Origin of the sequence: Sphingopyxis sp. BE235, assembly GCF_031457175.1 — a bacterium.
Taxonomy (GTDB): Bacteria; Pseudomonadota; Alphaproteobacteria; order Sphingomonadales; family Sphingomonadaceae; genus Sphingopyxis.
This window is the reverse complement of record NZ_JAVDWC010000004.1, coordinates 352,781-376,606: the sequence shown is the minus strand read 5'-3', so window position 1 is coordinate 376,606 and position 23,826 is coordinate 352,781. Positions and strand designations below refer to the sequence as shown.

At 64.5% G+C, this 23,826-nt stretch carries 18 protein-coding genes; 10 read left to right on the top strand and 8 right to left on the bottom strand.

Going from position 1 to position 23,826, the window contains the following annotated elements:
- Positions 1-12: 12 nt before the first annotated feature.
- From J2X38_RS18090 to J2X38_RS18055, 8 genes are all read left to right on the top strand, one after another.
- Positions 13-357 (top strand): DUF190 domain-containing protein, encoded by a 345-nt coding sequence (locus J2X38_RS18090; RefSeq protein ID WP_067179753.1) that lies wholly within the window; start codon positions 13-15, stop codon positions 355-357.
- An 81-nt stretch (positions 358-438) separates the two neighbouring features.
- Positions 439-909 carry an SRPBCC family protein gene (locus J2X38_RS18085; protein ID WP_067179755.1) on the top strand — a complete coding sequence of 157 codons (471 nt, stop codon included), beginning with the start codon at positions 439-441 and terminating at the stop codon, positions 907-909.
- Positions 910-1,095: 186 nt separating this feature from the next.
- A complete protein-coding gene (locus J2X38_RS18080; protein WP_067179758.1) occupies positions 1,096-3,636 on the top strand; it encodes a heavy metal translocating P-type ATPase in 2,541 nt (846 codons plus the stop codon).
- Positions 3,637-3,680: 44 nt separating this feature from the next.
- Positions 3,681-6,860, top strand: a complete 3,180-nt coding sequence (locus J2X38_RS18075; RefSeq protein WP_053555676.1) for an efflux RND transporter permease subunit — start codon at positions 3,681-3,683, stop codon at positions 6,858-6,860.
- Between the two features lie 13 nt (positions 6,861-6,873).
- The gene (locus J2X38_RS18070; protein ID WP_053555675.1) at positions 6,874-7,359 is read left to right on the top strand and encodes an SRPBCC family protein; all 486 of its coding nucleotides are present in this window, start codon (positions 6,874-6,876) and stop codon (positions 7,357-7,359) included.
- Positions 7,356-7,790 carry a disulfide bond formation protein B gene (locus tag J2X38_RS18065; RefSeq protein ID WP_171013492.1) on the top strand — a complete coding sequence of 145 codons (435 nt, stop codon included), beginning with the start codon at positions 7,356-7,358 and terminating at the stop codon, positions 7,788-7,790. The genes J2X38_RS18070 and J2X38_RS18065 overlap by 4 nt, the downstream gene beginning before the upstream one ends.
- Positions 7,787-8,431 carry a thioredoxin domain-containing protein gene (locus J2X38_RS18060; protein ID WP_053555674.1) on the top strand — a complete coding sequence of 215 codons (645 nt, stop codon included), beginning with the start codon at positions 7,787-7,789 and terminating at the stop codon, positions 8,429-8,431. Before J2X38_RS18065 ends, J2X38_RS18060 begins: the two co-directional genes overlap by 4 nt.
- A 162-nt stretch (positions 8,432-8,593) precedes the next feature.
- Positions 8,594-8,899 carry a hypothetical protein gene (locus J2X38_RS18055; protein ID WP_137890099.1) on the top strand — a complete coding sequence of 102 codons (306 nt, stop codon included), beginning with the start codon at positions 8,594-8,596 and terminating at the stop codon, positions 8,897-8,899.
- A gap of 255 nt (positions 8,900-9,154) precedes the next feature.
- On the opposite strand, the gene J2X38_RS18050 is transcribed toward J2X38_RS18055, so the two are convergent.
- The 4 genes from J2X38_RS18050 to J2X38_RS18035 form a co-directional block, all read right to left on the bottom strand.
- Positions 9,155-10,645 (bottom strand): VCBS repeat-containing protein, encoded by a 1,491-nt coding sequence (locus tag J2X38_RS18050; RefSeq protein ID WP_310256016.1) that lies wholly within the window; start codon positions 10,643-10,645, stop codon positions 9,155-9,157.
- Positions 10,646-10,672: 27 nt separating this feature from the next.
- Positions 10,673-13,147 (bottom strand): TonB-dependent siderophore receptor, encoded by a 2,475-nt coding sequence (locus J2X38_RS18045; protein WP_294048577.1) that lies wholly within the window; start codon positions 13,145-13,147, stop codon positions 10,673-10,675.
- A 74-nt stretch (positions 13,148-13,221) separates the two neighbouring features.
- Entirely contained in the window at positions 13,222-14,427 is a 1,206-nt protein-coding gene (gene metC, locus J2X38_RS18040; protein WP_310256014.1) for a cystathionine beta-lyase, read from the bottom strand.
- A gap of 14 nt (positions 14,428-14,441) precedes the next feature.
- Positions 14,442-15,131, bottom strand: a complete 690-nt coding sequence (locus tag J2X38_RS18035) for an RNA polymerase sigma factor (protein WP_053555670.1) — start codon at positions 15,129-15,131, stop codon at positions 14,442-14,444.
- A gap of 314 nt (positions 15,132-15,445) precedes the next feature.
- Between J2X38_RS18035 and J2X38_RS18030 the strand changes: the two genes are divergently transcribed.
- Together J2X38_RS18030 and J2X38_RS18025 are read left to right on the top strand one after the other, a co-directional pair.
- Positions 15,446-16,771: a dicarboxylate/amino acid:cation symporter gene (locus J2X38_RS18030; RefSeq protein WP_082660530.1), complete on the top strand. Its 1,326-nt coding sequence runs from the start codon at positions 15,446-15,448 to the stop codon at positions 16,769-16,771.
- Positions 16,772-16,783: 12 nt separating this feature from the next.
- A complete protein-coding gene (locus tag J2X38_RS18025) occupies positions 16,784-17,263 on the top strand; it encodes an Lrp/AsnC family transcriptional regulator (RefSeq protein WP_037512420.1) in 480 nt (159 codons plus the stop codon).
- Positions 17,264-17,285: 22 nt separating this feature from the next.
- On the opposite strand, the gene J2X38_RS18020 is transcribed toward J2X38_RS18025, so the two are convergent.
- The 4 genes from J2X38_RS18020 to J2X38_RS18005 form a co-directional block, all read right to left on the bottom strand.
- Entirely contained in the window at positions 17,286-18,533 is a 1,248-nt protein-coding gene (locus J2X38_RS18020) for an amidohydrolase family protein (RefSeq protein ID WP_310256009.1), read from the bottom strand.
- Position 18,534: 1 nt separating this feature from the next.
- Positions 18,535-19,950 carry an amidohydrolase gene (locus tag J2X38_RS18015; RefSeq protein WP_077031259.1) on the bottom strand — a complete coding sequence of 472 codons (1,416 nt, stop codon included), beginning with the start codon at positions 19,948-19,950 and terminating at the stop codon, positions 18,535-18,537.
- Positions 19,951-20,087: 137 nt separating this feature from the next.
- The gene (locus J2X38_RS18010; protein ID WP_077031258.1) at positions 20,088-23,183 is read right to left on the bottom strand and encodes a TonB-dependent siderophore receptor; all 3,096 of its coding nucleotides are present in this window, start codon (positions 23,181-23,183) and stop codon (positions 20,088-20,090) included.
- 179 nt (positions 23,184-23,362) lie between these two features.
- Positions 23,363-23,824, bottom strand: coding sequence for a RidA family protein (locus J2X38_RS18005; RefSeq protein WP_077031257.1), 462 nt, complete (start codon positions 23,822-23,824; stop codon positions 23,363-23,365).
- Positions 23,825-23,826 lie beyond the last annotated feature (2 nt).

Sequence of the window (23,826 nt, the reverse complement as noted above, 5' to 3'; positions counted from 1 at the left end):
GGAGATAATGTCATGACAAAAGCATCCAAGCTCTTGCGCATCTACACTGACGAATCCGCATTCTTCGGCGACCGGCGAGCCTTCGAATTCATCGCGGAACTTGCGCGGCAGCAGAAGCTCGCGGGCGTAACTGTCCTTGAGGCGGTGCTCGGCTTCGGTCGCTCGGCGCATCTCCATCGCCGCCACGCGCTGGAGAATGACCGGGCGGTCGTGATCGAGATCATCGACGAAGAGCAGCGGCTCCGCGATTTCGCGGCGCAACTGGGGGAGATACCCGATATCGGGCTCATCACCCTCGAAGCGGTAGATATCCTCGGCGGCAAATCCGCTGCGGAGCCTCCCGATGTTCAGAGCTGACCGGCAACTTGCCGGTTTCCACCGCGGCGCAGGCCCCCGGCCTGCGTCGCGGACCAGCTTGCGCGAGCGAGGAGGTCTCCGATGTTCTCGGTAGGCACCTCGCTCCGCTTGCCAGTTCCGATCGGTCGCGTCTGGCGTCTTCTCGTCGATATCGACCGATATGGCGACTGGCACCCGACGCTGCGGTTCACCGACCGCTCGGGCGACGACGAGCGACTGGGCTATGTCTATTCACCGCGCGGCAAGCGGGGTCCGGAATTTGCCTCCGAGGGGCGCATCACCGCTCTCGACTGGCTGACCGGTTTCTCGTGGCGGACAGGTACGCGCGGGCTGCTCGTCATTGAGGAAAGCTACCGGCTCGAAAAGCTTGGGCAGGGGGTGGAGGTTACGCATCGTATCGAATGCGCGGGTCTCTTTTCGTGGCTCGGATACCCCGTTCTTCGACGGGTTTGCAGCGTTTTTCTCAAGCGCTCTAACACGGCGCTTGAACAGCAACTCCGTCGCACGACGGTTCAGTCCCGATACGCCCGGCCTCGCGGGCGGCGCGCTTGAGGGACAATGAGATCTTGGCCGCCGGGAGCCCTTGGCTCCTTGCCCCCGCCACCCGGTCGAGGGTCACTGGCGGTCAAGGAGGTGCGGGAGTGGGTCGCGTCCCACCAAGACTCCCGCACCTCATCCTTCCGGGAGGGCCGGACATTGCCTGACCCTCCCGGATCAGATGGAAAAAAGGATTGCATCATGAGTGATCAGCTGCGGCTCGATATTCCGCTTCTTCTCCCCGAGGTCGCCGATACTGCCGACCGCTGCGTCGCGCGCCTTACGAGTGAGCTCGAAGGACGCGAGGGGGTCGACAAGGTCCATGTGATCCGCACCAGCGACGGCTCGCCACCGCAGCTCTGCATTCATTATCGGCCGGATATCCTTCCGCTCGAACGGGTGCGGCAGCTGGCGCGTAGCGCCGGCGCCGAGCTCACCGGCCAATATCAGCATCTCTTCTGGGACGATCTCGAAGGCGTCGGCCACACGCGGCGCGCGCGGACGGTCGGGCTTCGGCTTCGCGAAATTCCGGGCGTCATCGAGGCCGAAGTCGGCGCGGCGGGGACGCTGCGCGCCGAGTTCCAGCGCTCGGAGACCTCCATCGAAACGATTAGAATGGTGCTTTCGGATATGGGCGTTACCCGGAAATCGGCTGCCGTCGCCGCGGCTGTCCCGGCACAAGCCGGCCACGAGCATGGTGATGATGGCCATGATCATGGCCCTGATCATGCCCACGGGTCCGACCACAAGCATGGCCACAAAGGCTCCGACGACCATGATCATGGTCACGATCATGGGGGCATATTTGGCGAGCGCACCGAGTTGATTTTCGCTCTGCTCTGCGGTCTCGTTCTTGGCATCGGTTTCACCATCGAGAAGTTCGACGTCGCTCGCGAATGGGTAAGTTTCAGCTTCTATCTTGCCGCTTATGGCTTCGGCGGTTGGTTCACCGTCCGCGAAGCGATCGAGAATCTGAAGCTCAAGCGCTTCGAGATCGACACGCTGATGCTCGTTGCCGCGGCGGGCGCGGCGGCCCTGGGTGCTTGGGCGGAAGGCGCGTTGCTGCTCTTCCTCTTCAGTCTTGGCCATGCACTCGAGCATTATGCCATGGGCCGGGCAAAACGTGCGATCGAGGCGCTGGCGGAGCTCGCGCCGCAGACCGCGATCTTGAAGAGCGCCGATGGTAGCACCCGCGAAGTGTCGGTCGAACTCCTGCAGATCGGCGATACGGTCGTGGTCAAGCCCAACGAGCGGCTCCCGGCCGACGGCTTCGTGACCGTTGGCCGCACCGCGGTCAATCAGGCTCCCGTCACAGGCGAAAGCGTGCCGGTCGACAAGGAGCCGGTCGCGGACCGGGCCTTGGCGGCGGCCAAACCCGATGGCTTGGATGCAAAATACCGCGTGTTTGCAGGCACGATCAATGGTCATGGCGCGATCGAGATCGCGGTCACGCGCCTCGCCGCCGATACCACGCTCGCGAAAGTTGTAAAAATGGTGAGCGAGGCGGAGACGCAGAAATCGCCGACCCAGCGCTTCACCGACAAGTTCGAGCGCATCTTCGTGCCGAGCGTGCTCGCGCTCGTGTTCGTCCTGCTCTTCGCCTGGGTCGTCGTCGACGAGTCTTTCCGCGACAGCTTCTACCGCGCCATGGCGGTCCTCGTCGCGGCAAGCCCCTGCGCGCTCGCGATTGCGACGCCGAGCGCCGTCCTGTCGGGCGTCGCGCGCGCCGCGCGGGGTGGCGTGCTCGTCAAGGGGGGCGGTCCGCTCGAGAATCTCGGCTCGCTGACCGCGCTCGCCTTCGACAAGACGGGCACGCTCACCGAGGGCAAGCCGCGCATCACCGATGTCGTGCCCTCCACTGCTGTGCCCAAGGAAGAGTTGCTCCGCATCGCGGTCGCGGTCGAGCGGCTCAGCGACCATCCGCTTGCCGCCGCGATCGTGCGCGATGGCGAGGCCATGCTGACCTCGGCGCGCGTGCCGGTTGCGGACGATCTCAACAGCCTCACGGGGCGCGGCGTCACCGCCAAGGTCGAGGGCGAAACCGTCCTGATCGGCAAAGCCGAGATGTTCGGCGCCGACGGCATCGCGCCGATCGGCGACGAAGTGGCGACGGCGATTGCCGGCCTCCGCGAGCAGGGACGCACGACGATGGTGGTCCGTATGGGCGACCGCGACCTGGGTGCGATCGGCTTGATGGACACGCCGCGCGAGGCGGCGCGCACGGCGATCGCCAAGCTCCGCGAGCTCGGTATCGGACGGATGATCATGATCTCGGGCGATCATCAGAAAGTAGCGGAATCGATCGCGGCCGAAGTCGGGATCGACGAGGCGTGGGGCGACCTGATGCCCGATCAGAAGGTCGACGCCATACGCGATCTCAAGGCCGAGCAGCCGGTCGCGATGGTGGGCGACGGGGTCAATGACGCGCCCGCGATGGCGATCGCAACCGTCGGCATAGCCATGGGCGCCGCGGGGTCGGACGTCGCCCTAGAAACCGCCGATGTCGCGCTCATGGCCGACGATCTTGCCCATCTGCCCTTCGCCATCGGGCTCAGCCGGCAGACGCGGCGGATCATCCGCCAGAATCTCGTGGTGAGCCTCGGCGTCGTCGTCGTGCTCGTGCCGGCAACCATCCTCGGGCTGGGCATCGGCCCCGCGGTGGCCGCGCATGAGGGCTCGACATTGGTCGTGGTCGCCAACGCGCTGCGGCTGCTCGCCTATCGCGACCGCAGCGCGGCCTGAGAGGCCGGCGCGGCGGCGAGGCGAGACCGGAAAGGGGAGAGCGGATGAACTTCAAGAATATCTCGGCCTGGTCCATCCGGAACCCGATCCCGCCGCTCGTCATGTTCTTCGGCCTGACGGTCGCGGGGATCGTCTCCTTCCTCATGATGGGGGTCCAAAGCGATCCCGACATCGATTTTCCGGGCGCGATCGTCATCATCGCGCAGCCGGGCGCCGCACCCACCGAACTCGAAACGCAGGTCACCCAGCGCGTCGAAGCGGCGGTGCGCACGATCGAGGGGATCGACGAGCTCAACTCGACCGTCACCGAGGGCCAGTCGCAGACCTTCGTCCAGTTCGCGATCGGGACGCCGATCGACCGGGCGGTCACCGATATCCGCGACAAGATCACCCAGATAAGGAGCAACCTGCCGAACGGCATCCTCGAACCGCAGGTCATCCGCCTGTCGACCTCGGGCAATACGCTGGCTTATTGGTCGGCTTCGGCCACCGACATGACGCTCGAGGAATTGAGCTGGTATGTCGATAATGTCGTCGCCAAGCGGCTGATTGCCGTCCCCGGCATGGGCGACGCCTATCGACGGGGCGGCGTCAGCCGCGAAATCCGCGTCATCCTCAACCCCGAACGCATGCGCGCTTACGGCCTGACTGCCGCCGCGGTGAACACCCAGCTCGTCCAGCTCAACGTCAACGCCGCGGGCGGCCGGATGGAGGTCGCTGGATCGGAACAGGCGGTGCGCATCCTCGGCAATGCCAGTAGCGCGAACGCGCTCGGCGAAACCCTGATCTCGGTCGGCACCAACCGCACCGTGCGCCTCGCGGACATCGCCGAGGTCAAGGACCTCTACGCCGAGCAGCGCTCGGTCTCGAAGCAGGACGGACGGCAGGTGCTGACCTTCGGGTTCGAGCGCGCGAAGGGCGCCTCCGACGTCACCGTCTATGACGCGGCGGTCGAGGAGTTGCGCAAGCTCGAGAAGGAAAACCCCAAGATCAAGTTCACCGAGCTGTTCAGCGATATCGAATATACCAAGGGCCAATATCATTCGGCGATCAACGCGATGGTCGAGGGCGCGATCCTCGCGGTCATCGTCGTCTTCCTGTTCCTGCGCGACTGGCGCGCGACCCTTATCTCGGCGCTCGCAATCCCGCTCTCGGCGGTCCCGACCTTCCTCTTCATGGACCTGATGGGCTTCTCGCTCAACATGATGACCCTGCTCGCGCTCAGCCTTGTCGCCGGCGTCCTCGTCGACGACGCGATCGTCGAGATCGAGAATATCGTCCGCCACATGCGGATGGGCAAATCCGCTTACCAGGCCTCGATCGACGCCGCCGACGAGATTGGCCTGGCCGTGCTCGCGACCACCATGACGATCGTCGCGGTCTTCCTGCCCGTCGGGCTGATGCCGGGGGTCGCCGGACAATATTTCAAGAATTTCGGGCTGACCGTCGTCGCGGCGGTGCTGATGAGCCTCGCGGTCGCGCGCATGATCACGCCGATGCTCGCCGCTTATTTTCTCTCCGCGCAGGGTCCGCAGAAGCATGGCGAAGGCCCGCTGATCGACACCTATATGCGCGTGCTGCGCTGGAGCCTCGATGCCAGGGCCGCCGATGCGGCCCGCGCCCGAGGCGATCGCTGGAAATGGCTCGCCTACATCAAGGATCACCGGCTCTGGGTCGTCGGTATCGGGGTACTCGCGCTCTTCGCGACCATCTTCAGCTTCTCGCTGCTCCCGATGACCTTCCAGCCGTCGATCGATTCCGACACGAGCCGCGTCGCAATCCAGCTCGCTCCGGGTGCAACGCTCGAACAAACCGAGGCAGTGGCCGACGAGGTGACCGATCTCATGAAGCGCGACCCGCTCGTCGAATCCGCCTTGTCGCGGATCGATGTCGGCACGGCGACGGTCTATCTGAAATTGCGCAAGGACCGCGAACTCACCTCGACCGAGTTCGAAAAGGACCGCGCGCCGCGGCTGGCTGCGGTTCCCGATGCGCGCATCAACTTCCAGTCGCAGCATGGCGGCGGTGGCGGCAGCAGCCGCGACATCTCGATCACACTCGGCAGCGACGACCCGAAGAAGCTTGAAGATGTCGGCAACCGGCTGCTTGCCGAAATGGCCAAGGTGAAGGAAATCCGCTCGCCGCGCGTCGAGGGCAATCTTCAGCGCCCCGAGATCGTCATTCGCCCGCGCTTTGCGCTCGCCGCGCAGCTCGGGGTGACGACACAGGCCCTCAGCCAGTCGATCCGCGTCGCGACGCTTGGTGAGATTGACCAGAACAGCGCGAAATTCTCGCTATCCGATCGGCAAATCCCGGTTCGCGTCGCGCTCGCGGAAACCGCGCGCGAGCGGCTCGATACGCTCCGCAATATGCCGGTCCCGACCCGCAACGGCGGAACGGTGCCGCTCTCGGTCGTCGCTGAGATCGGCTTTGGCGCCGGCCCGACCCAGATCAATCGCACCAATCAGGTGCGCCAGCTCACCATCGGGGCCGACCTCGCCCCGGGTCTGGTGACGGGTCAGGCGATGGAAAAAGTCGAGGCGCTGCCCGCGCTCAAGCAGCTTCCCGCCGGCGTCACGCGGCTCGTGCTCGGCAGCGCCAAATGGCAGGCCGAGATGCTGCGTAACTTCGCAATCGCGGTGGTGTCGGGCATCTTCCTCGTGCTCGCCGTTCTGATCCTGCTCTATCGCAAGATCATCCCGCCCTTCGTCAACATGGGTTCGCTGCTGCTCGCCCCGCTCGGCGGTGCGATCGCGTTGCTCTTGACCGGCTATCCGCTGTCGCTCCCCGTCTTCATCGGGGTGCTGATGCTGCTCGGTATCGTCGGCAAGAACAGCATTCTGCTCGTCGATTTTGCGATCGAGGAAATGGCGTCCGGCGTGCCGCGCGACGAGGCGATCGTCGACGCGGGGCACAAGCGCGCGCAGCCGATCCTGATGACCACGGTCGCGATGGTCGCGGGCATGATCCCGACCGCGCTGTCGCTCACCGGCGACGGTGCATGGCGCGCGCCGATGGCGGTCACGGTGATCGGCGGTCTCATCCTTTCGACGATGCTGACGCTGCTGATCGTACCGGCGTCCTTCAGCCTTGCGGCGGGCTTCGAGCGCCGGATGGCCCCGCGCCTGCGCCGCTGGTTCACGACCGGCGGCGCGCACGCCGACCCATCGCCTGCGGGCGTCACCGACATCGGCGCGGGGCAAAGCCCGGCGGCCGATCGATAGAGGAGTGAAGTTGATGGAGTTCGAGCGGGAGCATGACCTCCCCTATAGTCCGGAACAGATATGGGCGGTCCTCGGCGATTTCGAGAACCACCGGATCTGGAATCCCTATGTCCGGATCGAGCGGCTTGCCGAGGACCCGATCGCGATCCGCTATTCGATGCGAATGGATCCCAACAAGCCCAAGTTTCTCGAAGTCTCCGCGACGGTCCTTTCCGCGCGCTCCGGCGAGGAACTGATTCTCGACGTAAAGCCGAGCTTCATCCTCCAGTTCGAGGAGAGCTATATCCTGACCCGGACGCCGGAAGGGACCAAATTCCTCCATCGCTATCGCTGCCGCGGACCTTTTGCCTGGCTCCGGCTTCCCGGCATCCAGACGAGCTTTCAAAGGATGCTCGCATCGATCGACGGCATCCTGCTCAGCTACCTCAAGTCCAAGTACAGCAAGCCGCAATCGCCGCCGCGGCGGCCCAAGTCGAAGTTCAAAGGTGGTCGGCGATGACGAGCTTTCCGATGCTCGCGCCGCACAAATGGCGTCCGCTCGGCGCGGCCTGGGCAATTGCCCTCCTGTCGAGCCTAGCTGTCCTCTTCGTCGGTGAGGTCATGGGCCAGGCGCCGTGCGATCTCTGCTGGTTCCAGCGCGCTTTCATGTTTCCGCTCGCGATCATTCTCGGCATCGCGGCGTTCATGTCGGACCGCGCCGTCGTTCCTTATGGGCTGGCGCTGGCTTTCGGCGGCGGTCTCGTCGCTTTCTATCACAGCCTGCTCTACGTCGGCGTCATTCCGGCCCAGATCGTCCCCTGTACCGGCGGCCCGTCATGCTCGGGAGAGAGCATGGCAATCGGAGGCGTGCCGCTGCCCCTCCTGTCGCTGGCCGCGTTTGCGCTCATCCTTATCCTCTTGCTCAACTTCCAAAGGAGACTGAAATCATGAACAGACGTATCGGTGTCGTTGCCACGCTTGTCCTCTCGGCACTCGCCTTCACCGGCGGCGCGATGCTCTACAGCGGAACCGCCGAGGGCGAACCCACGAAGAAGGTCGTGGCGGGGCCGGTCGACAGCCTCATTCGTCCGCACTCTCCAATCATCGGTCCAAAGAATGCGCCGGTGACCATCGTCGAATTCTTCGACCCCTCGTGCGAGGCCTGCCGCGCCTTCTATCCGACGGTGAAGGGCATCGTCGCCAAATATCCCAAGGATGTGCGTCTCGTGATGCGCTACCTGCCGCTCCATCCCGGCTCGGCCGAGGCGATCGTGATCCTCGAAGCCGCGCGCGTGCAGGGCAAGCTCCAGCCCGTAACGGCGGCGCTGCTCGAGGCGCAGCCCGACTGGCACGACGGCAAGATGGACGGTGCCTGGGCCGCGGCCGAGAAGGCCGGCCTCAATGTCGCGAAGGCGCGCGCGATGCCGACCACCGATGCAATGGCCTGGATGGAGCAGGACATTGCCGACGCGCGTGCGGTCGGCGTCAAGGGCACCCCGACCTTCTTCGTCAATGGCGAGATGCTCGTCCAGCCGAGCCCCGAACAGGTCGAGGCCAAGGTTCAGGCCGCGGTCGCGGCGATGGGGCAATGAGCCGGAGCGGGGTGTCCCTTGACGGGGTAGCGAGCCGCTCCAGCATCTCGTCCTGCCGCAGCACTGGCCCGAGTGATCCACCGGCTCGTGTTCGGGTGCGATATTCACAGTGCGTTCAATGACGAAGGGGGAGTTTGCAGGTTCGTAAAAGGAGAGACAGACATGCGAAAATTTGTGCAGTTCGCGGCGGCGCTGCTCGCATTTGCGATCCCGGGCACCGCAATGGCTCAACATCATGGTGATCGTGGCGGCTGGAGTGGCAGCCATGATGCTCCGCGCGGACATGACCGCGATTACCGGCCCATTCGGCACAGCGCCCCCACTTATGGCCACGACCGGGGCTATCGTTCCTACGATCCCTATTATCGCGGCAACGCTCATCGGTTCGAGCGGCGCGATCAATACGAACGGCGCTACCAGAAGAGGCGACAGCATCATCATCACCGGGGCCGTCACTGGCGAGGCTAGGCGCGGCGAATGCCGTCTCCGCGTCAGGTAGAGCGACCTCTCTGATCGACAACAACCTTGCCTTGGTGCGCAAAGCCAGGGAGGGCATCGTCGGCGACGATAGCAGAGCCGCTTCAAAGGCCGGCGTAAGGCTGCGCCAACAAGCAGGCCGTGCTGACCTTCGAGCCGTTTGCCAGCGCAGGGCCGTTCATACGCGGTCACAGTTTCATGGATATCATTCGGGTAACCGGATTGGAGCCGCATCGCCCGCCGGGGCTACCGCTCACGGATCACGAGTTCGGTCCCGGCATAGCGCTCCGGGCGAACATGCTCGATCCGCTGCGTCCGGCGGCTCGCCCTGTTCATGAAGGTGACTTCGACGGTCACCGGCGTCATGGAGGCGAGGCCGAAGTGGACCGGCTGGGTGCCTTGCGAATTATAGCCTTCGCCGGTCGAGACCAGACGCGTCGCGACGATCTGGCCGGCGGCGTCGTAGAGCCGGACTTCGGCGCCCATGCGAGTGAAACGCCCCGCCTTGTCGAGGACGCGCACCGAAAGGCCGCGCCGCGCCGCCTGCTTGCCCGGATCGTTATGGAAGAGGAAATGGCCGCCGGTCGCGGTGTATCCGCGTGTGACCGAGAGATCGAGCGCGCCGTCGCGGTCATAGTCGATCCACTGGATGCCATGATCGGCGACGTTGAGCGCCGAACCGGCGGGCAGGATGTTCTCAAAGCCCTTGCCTCCGAGGTTGCGATAGAGGCGGTTTGCGGGCTGCTGCGCACCCGACTTTCCGGTATAAGCGGCGACGAAGAGGTCGAGCCAGCCGTCATTGTCGAAATCACCCCAAGCGGCGCCGACGGCATGATTGTCCTCCGCGAGGCCGAGCTCGGGCGCGACATTCTCGAAGCTGCCGTCGCCCTTGTTGCGGTAGAGGATGTTGACGCCGTAGCTCGCGACGAACAGGTCGAGTTCGCCGTCATTGTCATAGTCGCCGATCGCGCAACCGACGCTGCCATCTTCGGCCGGACGGCCGGGGCGGTCTATGCCGAGCGCGGGAGCTACGTCGACGAAGCGACCGCCGTCGTTGCGCCACAGTGCGTCGGTTGCGCCCGACTGGTTGGCGAGGAAGAGATCGAGATCGCCATCGCGGTCGTAATCGAACCAGCAGGCACCTACGGTCGGCCGCGCGTCGTCGCCTGCCTGTTCGGCGTCGACGCGCACGAAACGGCCCGCATCCTGGCGAAACAGCGCATTGGGGCCAGCGCGGTCGGCAGTGAAAAGGTCCAGGTCGCCGTCATTGTCGTAATCGACCCAGCTCGATTGCCGCGCCGAGCGTCCGGGAACGACGGGTGTGAGGTCCTGGCGGATGAAACGGCGGCCGCTCTCATTGCGGAACAGAAGGTTGGCTTCGGTCGCCTTGGTGGCGCCGGCATAGAGATCGAACCAACCATCGCCGTCATAGTCGCCCCATGACAGCCCGCGCATCTCGGCGCCGGAGACGGGCAGGCCCATCGCGGCACCGATGCTGGTGAAAGTTCCGCGATCATTGCGGTAGAGGCGAATTTCGCCGGTCTTGATCGACACGGCGAGGTCAAGATCGCCATCACGGTCGAAATCTGCCCAGCTGTTGGAGAGCGAGCCGGGAATGGCGAAATCGGCGGTCTGGACGGGAGCGAAAGCGGGGCCGGCCGTCCCGGCCGTCCCGCCGCCGGCAATGCCGATCGACAGGACGGCCCAGGACAGGTTCCGCATCAGTTCATCGCGCATGATGCGGACTCCTGAGGATGGTGGGGATCAGAAATCGAGTGCGATCCGGCCATAATAGTAACCGCCATATTGGCCGAACGGCCCGGCGCCATAAGGCGCGAGCCCGATGGTGTTGGCGACGGTCGTGCGGTCGGGATAGACGTCGAAAATATTATAGGCACCCGCTGCGACCCGTAACTTCTCGGTCACGCCATAGGAGACCTCGAGATCGGTGATCCACTTGGCGCCGAAGCTCTGGTCGTTGACGGGAAGGCCCCCGACGAGATTATCGAGCGACTTGAATTTGTCGTAGCGCGTTTCCTTGACGTTAATCGTGAAGGGACCGGATTCGAAGTTGGCGCCGAGGATCAGCTTGGTCTTGGGAGTCGAGGTGAACCATCCCTGCGTGCGCCGGTCGAACAGGGTCAGGCCGAGGCCCGCGAGTTCGCTCGGGTTGGCTGCGATCTTCCTGATGTCGGTGTCATTATAGTTGAAGCCGACGCTCGTGCGCAGGCGTCCGGCACTGCCGACGTCGAACGCATAGGTGCCCACGACATCGACGCCGCGCGTGCGCGTGTCGACGGCGTTGGTGAAGAAGCGCACCGACTGGTCACCCGAGAAGCCGTTCGCGATCAGGATGTTCCGGATCCCCGTGCCCGACAACAGGCCGGTGAGGGTGATGCGGTCATCAAGATCGATCTGATAGGCATCGACCGAGAGCGAGAGACCCGACGCCGGCGTCAGCGTGAAGCCGAGGCTGTAGTTCTTCGACTTCTCCGGCTTGAGTGGCTGCGCGCCGAGCGCCTGCGCGACCGCCGAGTTGGTCTTCACGATCTTGGTGAGCACCGGGATATAGACGCCGCCGACAAGATTGATCGACGTCGAGGTCTGCGCGAAGTCCTGCTGCGCCAGCGAGGGGGCGCGGAAGCCGTTGCTGAACGCACCTCGCAGTGCGAGCCAGTCGGTCAGCTCATAGCGTGCGCTCACCTTGCCGCTGAAGACGCTGCCCGAGCTGTCGTCGAAATGCTCGAAGCGGCCCGCCGCTGTGACCAGAAAACGCGGGCTGACGTCGAGCGCGAGATCGACATAACCCGCCCAGATGTTGCGATTGATGTTCGCGGCATCCTCGGGGGTGACGACGATCGCGCCCTGCGCGCCGACCTGTGCCGGGCGCCCGGCGAGTGGGCCGGTCGGATAGAAATAGCCCCCGGCCCGGTAGCTGTCGACGTCGAGCGGCTTGGTGACGTAATTCTCGTAACGATATTCAGCGCCGAGCGAGACCTGGAGTGCCGTCTCGCCGCCGAACTCGATACGACGCGTCAGGTCGAGATTGTTCGTCCACTGGTCGAACGCCGAGCTGAAGGTCTTGAACTCGGTCGGGCTCGACGGACCGAGCGACGCGTTGAGCGTATTTTCGGCGCCATTCTTGGCATAGTTGCGGCCATAGGTGCTGCTGAGATCGATGTTCCAGTCCGCAGTCTCGCCGCGAAGGCCGCCGGTGAACTGGAAGTCGGTTTCCTGCAGCGTGTAGTAAGGCGTGAAGCCGTCGGGATAGATCTGGATGATGTTCTGGTTGCTGTTCGGGCGGCGGCCGGCCTGGCCGACGCGCGCGTCGCGATAGCCGAAGGTGCCATCCGAATAGAAGGTGACGTTGCCGAGCGGCAGGATGAGCGTTTGCGCGACCTTGACGTCCTTCACGTCGGGGAGGCCGCCTTGATAGGTGCGGCGATTGGCGGTGAGTTCGCGCGGATCGGGTACACCGCCGGCGAGCGGGAAATAAAGCGCCCCGGTTACGTCGGTGTTGCGCACGGCGGCATTGGCCTTCTTGCCTTCGACCGACAGTGTGAACGAACCGCCGTCGCCGAGCGCGAAGCCGTGCGAGACGCTGCCTGAGATGGTTTCGCCATCGCTGCCGCTGCCGTCGCGACCATAGCGCTGGCCGGCTTCGAGGGTCGCCTTGCCGCCCGAGTCATTGGTCTTCAGGATGACGTTGATCACACCCGCGATCGCATCCGAGCCATATTGTGCCGAGGCACCGTCGCGCAGCACTTCGATACGCTCGATTGCGCTCGACGGAATGAGGTCGAGATCGACCGGGTTGCCGCCCTGCGACGTCGCGCCCGAGTTGAAGTCGATGATCGAGCTGTTGTGACGGCGCTTGCCGTTGACCAGCACGAGGACATGGACGCCCGAAAGGCCGCGAAGGCCCGCGGGGCGCGTCAGGCTGTTGAACGACGAGCTGCCCACGGTCGTCGACTGGAAGGACGGCACGAGCTGCGTCAGCGCGTCGCGCAGCTGCATGCCGCCGCCGAGCTTTTCAAGCTCTTCGCCGCCGATCACGTCGATCGGGGTCGGGCTCGAAATGACGGTGCGAGCCTGGCCGCGGGTGCCGGTGACGATGATTTCGGACTGGGAGGCCGTTTCACCGGCGTCGTCGACCGGGGCATCCTGCGCGAAAGCAGGCATGGAGATGGCGGCGGCGACGCAGGACGCCCCCGCCAGAAGTCTCGTATATTTTTGCATGGTCTTGCTCCTGAATACGGAAAATCGTTCCCCCGGTGAACCTGCGATTTTTTGTTTTCCGCTTGTTTCGGCGCTTATCCTGCGGCCCTCAACTTGCGCGGTGGCGCTGCGGTGTCCTGCGAAAGGGTGTCGAGCCCTTGCCGCAAATCCGCGATGAGGTCATCCACCCTTTCGAGCCCGATGTGCAATCTTAGCAAGGGGCCGGGATAGCTGAGCTTGTGGGTCCGGGCCTTGAGCTGCGGGTCGACGGGAATGGCGAGGCTCTCATAGCCGCCCCAGCTGAAACCGAGACCGAAAAGCTTGAGCTGCTCGACCATCGCGGCGACAGCCGTTTCGGGCGCGGGCTGGAGTACCGCGCCGATCAGGCCGCAGATGCCCGTGAAATCGCGCTTCCAGATCGCATGACCCGGATCGCTCGGCAGCGCGGGGCACATCACCGAATGGACTTCGGGCTGCGCCTCGAGCCATTTGGCGACCTGAAGCGCGGCGGCGCCATGTTGTGCGAGACGGGTATGGAGTGTCCGCAGACCGCGGATCGCCATATAGGCGTCGTCGGGCGATACCGCCCAGCCGGTCTCGTAGCTCGACGCCGCGAGCAGTTCGGCGGCGTGGCCCTTCGTCGCGGCGAGCCCCATGAACACGTCCGAATGGCCGCAGACATATTTGGTGAGCGACTGGATGCTCACGTCGACGCCGTGATCGAGCGGCTTGAAGAGGACGCCGGCCGACCAGGTATTGTCGATCACGGTCATGATCCCGGCTTCCTTCGCCATTGCGGCGATCGCCGGGATGTCCTGCATTTCGAAGCTCAGCGAACCGGGGGATTCGAGAAAGATCACACGGGTCTTCGGCGTTATCATCGCGCGGATGGCTTCGGCATCGTCGGCGGGATCGAAGTAGCGCGCGGTGACGCCGTAGCGCGCGAGCGTGCCGGCAAGGAAACGCCGGGTCGGATTATAGACGGTGTCGCAGGCGAGAACTTCGTCGCCGGCGGAGAGCAGCGCGAGCAGCGTGCCGGTGATCGCGGTGAGGCCCGAGGGATAGATGAAGGCTTCATCGGCATTCTCGAGATCGCGCAGGGCATCGCGCAGCGTGCGCTGGGTCGAGAGGCCGACGCGGCCGTAGGTGACCTTGCCGCCGTCGTAGAGCGCCTCACAGCTGGGCAGAAGAACGGTCGAGCCGCGCTGGATCGGCGGACCGGGGGTCCGCTGGAGCGCGTCGCACGGGGTATCGCCGTGGATGAGCCGCGTCTGCTCGTGAACCATACTGCAAAGCGTCATCTATATTTTCTTTCTCAGATGGAATTGGAGAGGAGTTTCTGCCGCTGCGGCGACACGCCGTTGCGATGTGCCGCGACGAGATCGCTGCGGCGGACGACCGAGAGCGCCTTGGCGGCCTTGGTCACATGTTTTTCGATGGCGCTCGTCGAGATGTTGTAGCGGTTCGCGAGGCTCTTCAGGCTCGACCCCTCGACACGGATCGCGACGAGGATTTCCTGCGTCCGCTCGGGAAGCTGGCTGAGCATGGTCTCGACAGCGCGGACCTCATCCTTGGCAAGCAGGATGCGCAGCGGCGACATCTCGTCGACCGGATGGTCAGGTTCGTCGAGCTGGCAATGGCAGTCGCTGCGGCGCGTCGTCTGGCGGCGATGGCGATCGATGAGCGCGGCCTGCGCGGCCTGGAAGAGATAACATTTGGGATGGGCGACCGCGGCGGCGTCGGCGCGGCGAATGATGCTGAGGAGAACGTCCTGGAGAATGTCGTCGAGGTCGGCGACCGGGACGCGGCGGCGGAGATATTTCCTGAGTAGCGGGAGGTGCGGCCAGAAAGCTTCGACAAGATCGGGCGCGGCGTTGTCGGACGGCAAAGCGGGAGTGGCCGGCGGCTTTTCCGGAGGTGGAGCGATAAGTTCGAACGTCTGCCAGCCATCGCCGGCCGTGACGTTTTCAGTCTCATACTCGGCCCCATAGGCACTGAATGTCATCGTGCGTCCCCTTGTGGCGACATTTTATGACATGAGTGCTAGGGTGAATTCATCACCGACTTTGGCAGGAATTTGGCGAATGTTGGGATGTTTGAACTGATAGTTCGGTATTTGGTCGATCAAATGATCGAAATCCTACATGAACAACGTCGGTCCGGTCGAATCATCTGTCCCGGATTCGCCTCGGAACTGCAACATTTGGCGAGGGGCCGCAAAACTTCCTCGCGGAATCGCGCTTTGGGCGATGGGGTGTTCGGTTCGTAGCGCGTCAAAGCCAAGGGGCCTCCCGTATCGGAGGCAGGAGGAGTGATCGCATGGCGAGAACCTGGCTTATTTTGTCGGCGCTGGTCGCTGGACTGGCGCTGGGCGTGGGATGGACGCGGCTCGGGCTCGCCGGTCTCATCGATGCGGTAACGATTGCGGACAGCATCGGCGGTATCTGGCTCGACGGACTCAGAATGACGATCATCCCGCTCGTCGTCTCGCTCCTGATCACCGGGATCGCAAAGACGGTCGATAGCGCGCGCGGCGATCGCGTCGCGATGCGCTCGGTCGTCACGTTCATTGCGCTGCTATGGATTTCGACCGCGATGGCGGCGCTGCTCATTCCCGCGCTGCTCGGTATCTTCCCGATGCCGGCCGACGCCGCGCGCTCGCTCACGGGGAGCCTTACGACATCGGCCCATGTCGAGGCGCCAACGGTCGGGATTGCCGCCTTCCTCCGCTCGATCGTACCGACCAATCCGTTTGCCGCGGCCGCGAACGACGCGCTTCTTCCGCTCATCCTCTTCACCGCGGTCTTTGCGGTCGCGCTGGCGCGGCTGCCCGCGGTGCAGCGCGAGCCGGTGACCGCCTTCTTCGACACGATCGCTAGCGCGGTGCTGCTCATCGTCGGCTGGGTGCTCGCGCTCGCGCCGATCGGCGTGCTCGCGCTGGCCTTCGGGGTTGGCGCGCGCGCCGGCACCTCGGCGATCGGCGCGCTCGCCCATTATGTCGTGATCGTGTCGAGCGCCGGGCTTGCCGCCTGGGCGCTCGCCTATCCGGTCGCGGTATTCGGTGGCCGCGTGCGGCTTCTCGCCTTCGCGAAGGCGGTCGCACCCGCGCAGGCGGTCGCGCTCAGCACCCAGTCGTCGCTCGCCTCCTTGCCGCCGATGCTGAAGGCATCGACCGATCTCGGGGTCGACCGCTCGGTGTCGCGCGTATCGCTGCCGGTCGCGGTCGCGATCTTCCGCGTTACGAGCCCGGCGATGAACCTCGCGGTCGCCATCTATGTCGCGCACTGGCTTGGCATATCGCTCGCGCCGTCCACGATCGCGGCGGGCGCCGCGGTGGCAGCGATCACGACGATCGGGTCGGTGAGTCTGCCTGGACAAGTGAGCTTTCTGACCTCGATCGCGCCAATCTGCGTCGCGATGGGTATTCCGATCGAGCCGCTCGCCCTGCTGATTGCGGTCGAGATGATCCCCGATCTCGTGCGGACGGTTGGCAATGTGACCATGGATGTCGCTGCGACGACGGCGATCGCACGGATGGGGCCGGCGTCGGATGCCGTCAGTGATGGCGCCGATGGATATGGAGGCGGCGAGGATGACGCCTCGCCGCGACCCGCGCCTTCTTTCGTTAGCGCGCAAGACGTTTGAAGGAGGAAAACCATGACCCGCGTTTCACTCGACGATGCCGACGTCCGGATTCTGGGATTTCTTCAGGAGGATGCGACGCTCTCGGTCGCGGCCGTCGCCGCCAAGGCCAATATGTCGCAGAATGCTTGCTGGCGGCGGATCAAGCGGCTCGAGGAAAGCGGGGTGATCTCGCGGCGCGTCACGATCCTCGACGCCAGTGCGCTCGGTCTCGACCTTACGGTCTTCGTGAGCCTGCGCGCTTCCGAGCATAGCGAAGCCTGGCTCGAGATGCTCAATTCGGCAATCCGCGATATTCCGGAGGTCGTCGAATTCTACCGCATGACCGGCGACGTCGACTATCTGCTCAAGCTCAGGGTCGAGAACATGGCCGCCTATGACGCGGTCTATCGGCGCATCATCCGTTCGATCCGGCTCACCGATGTAAGCTCGGCCTTCTCGATGGAAGAAATCAAGTTCACCACCGCGCTGCCGCTCACGGCGCGCCCGTCCTGACCTTCAGTACGGGCGCGGCGCGTTAGCGCGCGTAGCGCTTGCCGAGTTCGGTCGCGCGCGACGTCAGCGGCTGTTCCTTGCCCGCGATGAAGATCGCGGTCGGCTGGGTGAGCGGCTCGAGCGGATCGCCGTCCCAGATCACGATGTCGGCTGCCTTGCCGGGTGCGATCGAACCCATCTGGTCGGCGACGCCGAAGATGCGGGCGGGTGCGAGCGTGAGCGCCTCGATGCCTGCGGCATAGTGCAGCCCGCGCGATACGGCGAGGCCGGCATTATAGCGCATCTCGCGGACGCGGTGGCCGGCGTCGTTGCCGCCGATCGCAATCTCGACCCCCGCTGCCTTCAGGATCGACGCGTTCTGGAGCGAGGCACCGAGCATGTCGAAGTTCGCGGGGATGTTCGAGGTCGGATTGATGAGCACGGGGACCTTCGCCGCCGCGATTTCGTCGGCGACGCGCCAGGCTTCCTCGGCGCCGGACAGGATGATCTTGAGCTTGTAGTCGCGCGCCAGCTTCAGCACCTGCTGGATGTCGGCGGCGCGGTGGACGACGACGATCAGCGGCATCGTGCCAGCGAGCACGGGCTTCAGCGCCGCGACATCGGCCTGCGAGAGCTCGAACGGATATTCGTCGCGCGGCGCCTGACGCGCGAGATCGAAAATCTGGCGAAGCTGCACGAATTCGGCAGCGCGCGAGCCGCCGATGCGCGCGGCGCCATCCTCGCCAAGCTCGAGCATCATGCCGACCCCGGGTCGATGGAGGATAGCCGCGCCCTCGCCGAGCGAGATCAGCGCCGCCTTGCCCGCGAAGGGCAGTTCGCGTTCCTTGTCGCTGTCGTCATAGTCGGGCATCACGACCGCATGGGTGACGCCGCCGAGCCGCGCGATAGGTATGAGCGTCGACGCCGGGTTAAGCCCGTACTGGACGTCGAACGAGGCGCTGATCCCCGAATTATGCGTCTTGTTGTCGACCGAACCATCGACCGAGCTGACCTCGAGGAGGCCGAGCGCGGTGTTCACCGCGATGAGCCCCGGAGTGACCGTCGCGCCCTTGGCGTCGATCGTGCGCACGCCCGACGGGACGGCGATATTGGCGCCGGCGGCGGCGATGCGCCCCTCGCGCACGAGGACCGTGCCATTCTCGACCTCGCCGACGGGGCCGGGGGTCAGAAGATGCGCGTTGGTGATCGCGAAGGTCTGCGCTGCGACCGGTGAAGCGGTCGCAGCGAGGGCCAGGGCGAGGCCTGTGAAAACTGGGAGCCGTCGTTGCATCTCATTCCTCCCCGACCGGTTGGCCGATTTCAAAATCGCTTCGGTAGCGCGTGGCGGGATCGCTCGTGTCGAGGACGAGCGCGCCGTCGATGAAGACCTTCTCGGCGATGGCGTAGACGCTGAAGGGATTCTTGCTCCACAGTACGACGTCGGCCATCTTGCCCGGCTCGAGCGAGCCGGTCTTGTCGGCAATGCCCATGATCTTCGCGGGGTTGATGGTGATCCACTTGATCGCCTCCTCCTGCGGAATGTCGATCCCCGCGCGGCGCCCGGCGGCTATAGCGACCGCGCTTTCGACGTTGAGACGCTGGATCAGCCTTTGCTCGTCCGAGTGGATCGCAACGCAGACGCCCGCCTTGCTCAGGATCGCGGCATTTTCCTCGATCGCGTCATAGGCTTCCATCTTGAAGCCCCAGCGCGTCGCCCAGGTCGCGACGCAGACATCGTCGGCGACGAGCAGGTCGGCGATCTTGTAAGCCTCGACCGCATGGTGAAAGGCGCGCGTCTTGTAGCCGAACTCGTGGCCAACATCGAGCATCACCGCCATTTCGTCGGCGCGGTAGCAATGGTTCTGAACGAGGATGTCGCCCTTCAGCACGCCTGCGAGCGTTTCGAGCCCGAGGTCGCGCTTGGGCGCCTCGCCGCCTTCGCCGCGCGCGCGCTTCTTTTCATAGGCATCGACCTTGCGGCCATATTCGGCGGCATCGATCCAGGCGCGGCGGAAGCCCGCGACTTCGCCCATGCGCGTGGCGGGGGCGCGGCCGCGGCTGCCGTAGCGACCTTTCGGATTCTCGCCGCATGCCATTTTCAGCGTGTAGGGCGCGCCAGGGAATTTCATCTGCTGGACGGTGACCGCGGGCACATTCTTCACGCTGACGCCGCGGCCGCCGAAGAGGTTGGCCGAACCCGGCAGAATGAGGAGGCTCGTCACGCCGCCGGCGCGGGCCTTCGTGAATACCGGGTCCTGCGGCCAGATCGAATGCTCGGCCCAGACATGCGCGGTGTAGGGATCGATATTTTCGTTGCCGTCGGCGTGACCCTGGACGCCGGGCGCCGGGAAGACGCCGAGGTGCGAGTGGGCGTCGATGATGCCGGGAGTGACCCACTTGCCGCGCCCGTCAATGACGCGCGCGCCTGAGGGAACAGCGACATCGGCGCCGACCGCGACGATCTTGCCTGCCGCCATCAGCACGGTGCCATTGTCGATCCGGGTGCCGGTGCCGGTCAGGATCGAGGCGCCGACGATCGCCGTGTCGGCGGCGGGACGCGGTTGGTAGGTGCTCGCGAACGGTGCGGGCGCCGGCGCTGCCGCCGGTTCCGCGGGCGGCGGCGGGGTGCTGGCGGGACGCGCCGAAGAGGCGTCGGCGGCGCAGCCCGCGAGAAGGGCGAGCGTGGTGCCGAGAAGCGCGGCGCGCACCGCGCGGGGGGTGCGGGCCGGAGAGATGGTGTCGGAGAAATGTCGTGTCACGCCGGGATCACCTTGTGCGAAGGGATGGAATGGGCAGCAATCCGGCCGCCGCGCCGGGGGTGCGCGACGGCCGGACGGGAGGTGCGTCAGAAAGTCTTGCGGACGTTGACGTACCAGTAGCGCGGGATCGGCGAATGAAGCGAACCCATGTAGCCGAAGCCGCTCGAATCAATCGGCGGTTGCGCATTGGTAATGTTGCGAACTCCGACACGCAGTTGGGTTCCATCGGTGAACCCGCCTTTAAGGTCATACTGCACATACAGGCTCGCGGTGGTGTACGCCTTTACGATCAGGTTTTCTCCGCCGATCGAAATGTCGTTGTCGATGACGCTGCCGGTGTAGCTTACAAAGCCGCCAGCCGTGAATTGCCCAAGCTTCCAAGTAAGCGAGGCCGAGCCGCGCCATTTTGGGAAAGCGTCGCGGCGAACCTGATTACCGCCTTCCGGAATGACCGTGTCGATGTTGATGTCGCCCGCCGCGCGCGCATCGAGCAGGACCCGGATGTCTGGGGACACGTCGCGGAAATATTTGAGCAGATAGGCCGCGTTGGCGGACATGGTGAAATCGCCGATTCCCGTGTCGCGAAGCCCGACGTTGAGCCCGAAATCGATCCCGCGCACCGTCTGTGGTTCCAGGTTGCGATACTGGTCGTCGACATATTGCACCCGACCGACCGGTGCGATGCCAGTCCCGGCGAACAATGCGATATCGTCGGCAGTCGGCGCCAGGCGGACCACGGTGGGATCGCTCGACCCCTGAAGGCGGAGGAGATAATCGCTGATGAGCGCGTTGCCTTCGCCGAATACGCCGACGATGCCCTTCTGCTTGACCTGCCAATAGTCCACCGTGAAGGTGGTGCGGAGTCGGCCGGTATTGAAGGCTGGCGGCTGGAGCACAGTACCGACCGTCCAGGTGGTCGAGGTTTCCGGCTTCAGGTCGGGGTTGCCCGCGCGCCGTCCGGTGGTGACAAAACCTTGGGCGCAAGCGTCGAAGCTGGTGATGCGGCCCGCGCGCAAATCGGCCTCGCAGCGGATATAATCGGTCCGCGTATTGCCGCGTGTGATGATCGTTGCCTTGGTCTGCTCGAGGTTCGGCGCGCGGAAGCCTTGCGCCCACGAGCCGCGGATTCGCCAGCCATCGAAGAGGTCCCAAGCGGCGGCCACCTTGGGTTTCGCGATGCTGCCGAAATCCGAATAATGCTCGTAGCGGCCCGCCAGCTGTAGCTCGAGGCTGCGAATGAGCGGAACATTCATTTCGGGCGCGATCAGTGGCACGGCCAGTTCGGAGTAGGCAGCGAAAACCGTGCGCGAGCCCTTGGTGTCGGGGGTTGGACTGACACCGAACAAATCGGATGGTTGGACAATTCCGGTGACCGTGTCTGTCCAGGTGATTGTTCCATCGACGCGCTCGTCGCGGTCGTCGAGATAGGAATCGCGACGCAGCTCAAAGCCAAGCGCCATGCCGACGTTGCCGGCGGGCAACGTCAGAAGATCGGCCTTCGACGCCCGAAAATCCCACTGCGCCAGCGTAGATTTGCCCGCGCGAACCGTCTTGATCGCGATAGCGTCGAGAGCGGTCTGATTGCTAGGTGTCGTGTCAGGACCGGTCGGATTGGTCGCGCTGCCGCCATTGAACGGATTATAGGCATCGGGCGTCGATAGCGCGAGACTTTGCTGGAGAAGCGTGGCGCTGATCCCATCCTGAACATCGCGGACCGTTGCTTGCGAATAGAGCGCCGCCGTCTCCCAATTGAAACCGAGCGCCTCGCCGCGAAGCCCGAGCAATGCCCGGAACTGGCGGTTGGTGACATCGACGACGGTTGGTCCCATGTCCACAAAACGATAGCTTGTGATCGTCACCGGCAGGCCGGCGGCGGGCGCGTCGATCCCCGCGAGGCGGTTCGGGTTTAACGTGCCATTGGCGAAGGTAACGGGGCCAAAGGGGTTCCAGTAGTTGGACGCCGGCACCGTCATCTGGATCGAACCGATCGAGAAGACGCTGTCCTGGATGCTCCGCGTCTTGGCATAATAATAGCCGGCCTCGCCGAAGACGGTCAGATTGTCGCTGAGGTCATAGTGGCCGTTCGCGAACACGTTGACACGATCCAGCCGGGGAATAATCGAAAGCGGATAATTGGCTTGGGCGTCCCACCTCGTGTTGCGATCAGCGCCGGTCGTTGCACGCGTCGCATCATCGATACAGATCCCGCCGCCCAGATCGGCCGAGCAGCCGCCATTTGCGGTCGGCTGGATCGAAAACACCCCGCCCGTGGTCGTGATATTGGTCGTTCCGCGGCGTACGCGAACGCCGGTGGTGAAATTGCCCCACTGGGACAAAGTGCTGGTGTCGTCCAAGCTGTTCGAGCCTGCGAACACTGTCCCCGCGAAATCGTCGAAGAAGCGGTGATCGGATGTCGCGGTATAATCCTGGTCCTGTGAGGACAGCGCCGTGCGGTTGGTGTAGTTGAACAGCAGCGAAATATTGCCGCGATTCTCGGCGAAGTCGGTGCCGAGATAACCTGAGCCGTTGAATTCGCGCAGCCCCGTTCCCTCTGCTCCGCCATATTGGACCGACAAACCGCCGCCGTTCACATTGTCGCGAAGGATGGTGTTGACCACGCCCGCCACCGCGTCGGTGCCATAGAGGGCTGCCGCGCCGTCGCGGAGTACTTCGACGCGCTGGATACCGAAGACCGGGATTGAGTTGCTATTATAGGTGATGACCGGCGCCAGCGACGTGCTCGCCTGGCTGCTTGGGTGCTGCACAAGCCGGCGCCCGTTGAGCAGGACCAGCGTGTTGCCGACTCCCAGTCCGCGCAGGTCGATGGAGCCGACGTCGCCGCGCGCGAAATTGCTGCTCGTCTGACCATTGCTGCTGTTGAACGACTGGTCGCTCATTTGCGGGATCGATCGCAACAGTTCGTCGCCCGACACCGCAGCGGTCGCCGCAATCTCGTCCTCGCCGACCACGGTCACGGGCAAGGCTTCGGTGATCTTGGTGCCAGCGATGCGACTGCCGGTCACGACGATTTCTTCGCCGCGGGGAGCCGATTGCGGCTCGGTCGCGGCCTGGGTCTCCGCCGCCTGTTCCTGGGCGGCCGCGGTTTGTGCGGCGATCATTCCGATCAGCGATGCTGCGGCGAGAATATGCTTGCGGTAGTTCGAATATGTGCGGTTCGTCATGCCATGTCCCCTTGTTTCGACCCGATCGGCGCGTCGTCCTCCGTGCGGCGGATGGATTTTTCCTCCATCTCGTCTCGCTTTGACGCAAGTTATCGACATATCCCCATCAGCATTGGCGCAGAAAATTACAACCCTTTGCGCTACAGCGAAATTTTCCAGTTTCCGCCGCCTGTCACCGTTCAGGCCAGCTCGATCACCGCATCGACCTCGACCGCGAAGTTGAACGGCAGACGGTAAACGCCGATCGCCGAGCGGGCATGTTTTCCGGCTTCGCCGAAGACATCGACGATGAGGTCCGAGCAGCCGTTCATCACCGTCGGAATCTCGTAGAATTCCGCGCCGGCCTGGACATAGCCGCCGAGCCGGAGGACGCGTGCGACGCGGTCGAGGTCGCCGTCCGCAGCCGCCTTGAACTGGGCGATGAGGTTGATCGCGCAGAGCCGCGCGGCGATGATGCCGTCGGCAAGGCTGCAGTCGGCGCCGACCGTTCCCTTGATCCCGCCACTGGCATGGGTTGAGAGCTGGCCCGAGATCTGGACGATGTTGCCCGACCGGGTCGACGACACATAGTTGGCGACGGGCGGGCAGACCTGGGGCAGTTCGATCCCGAGACTGGCGAGACGGCTTTCGATACGAGACATAT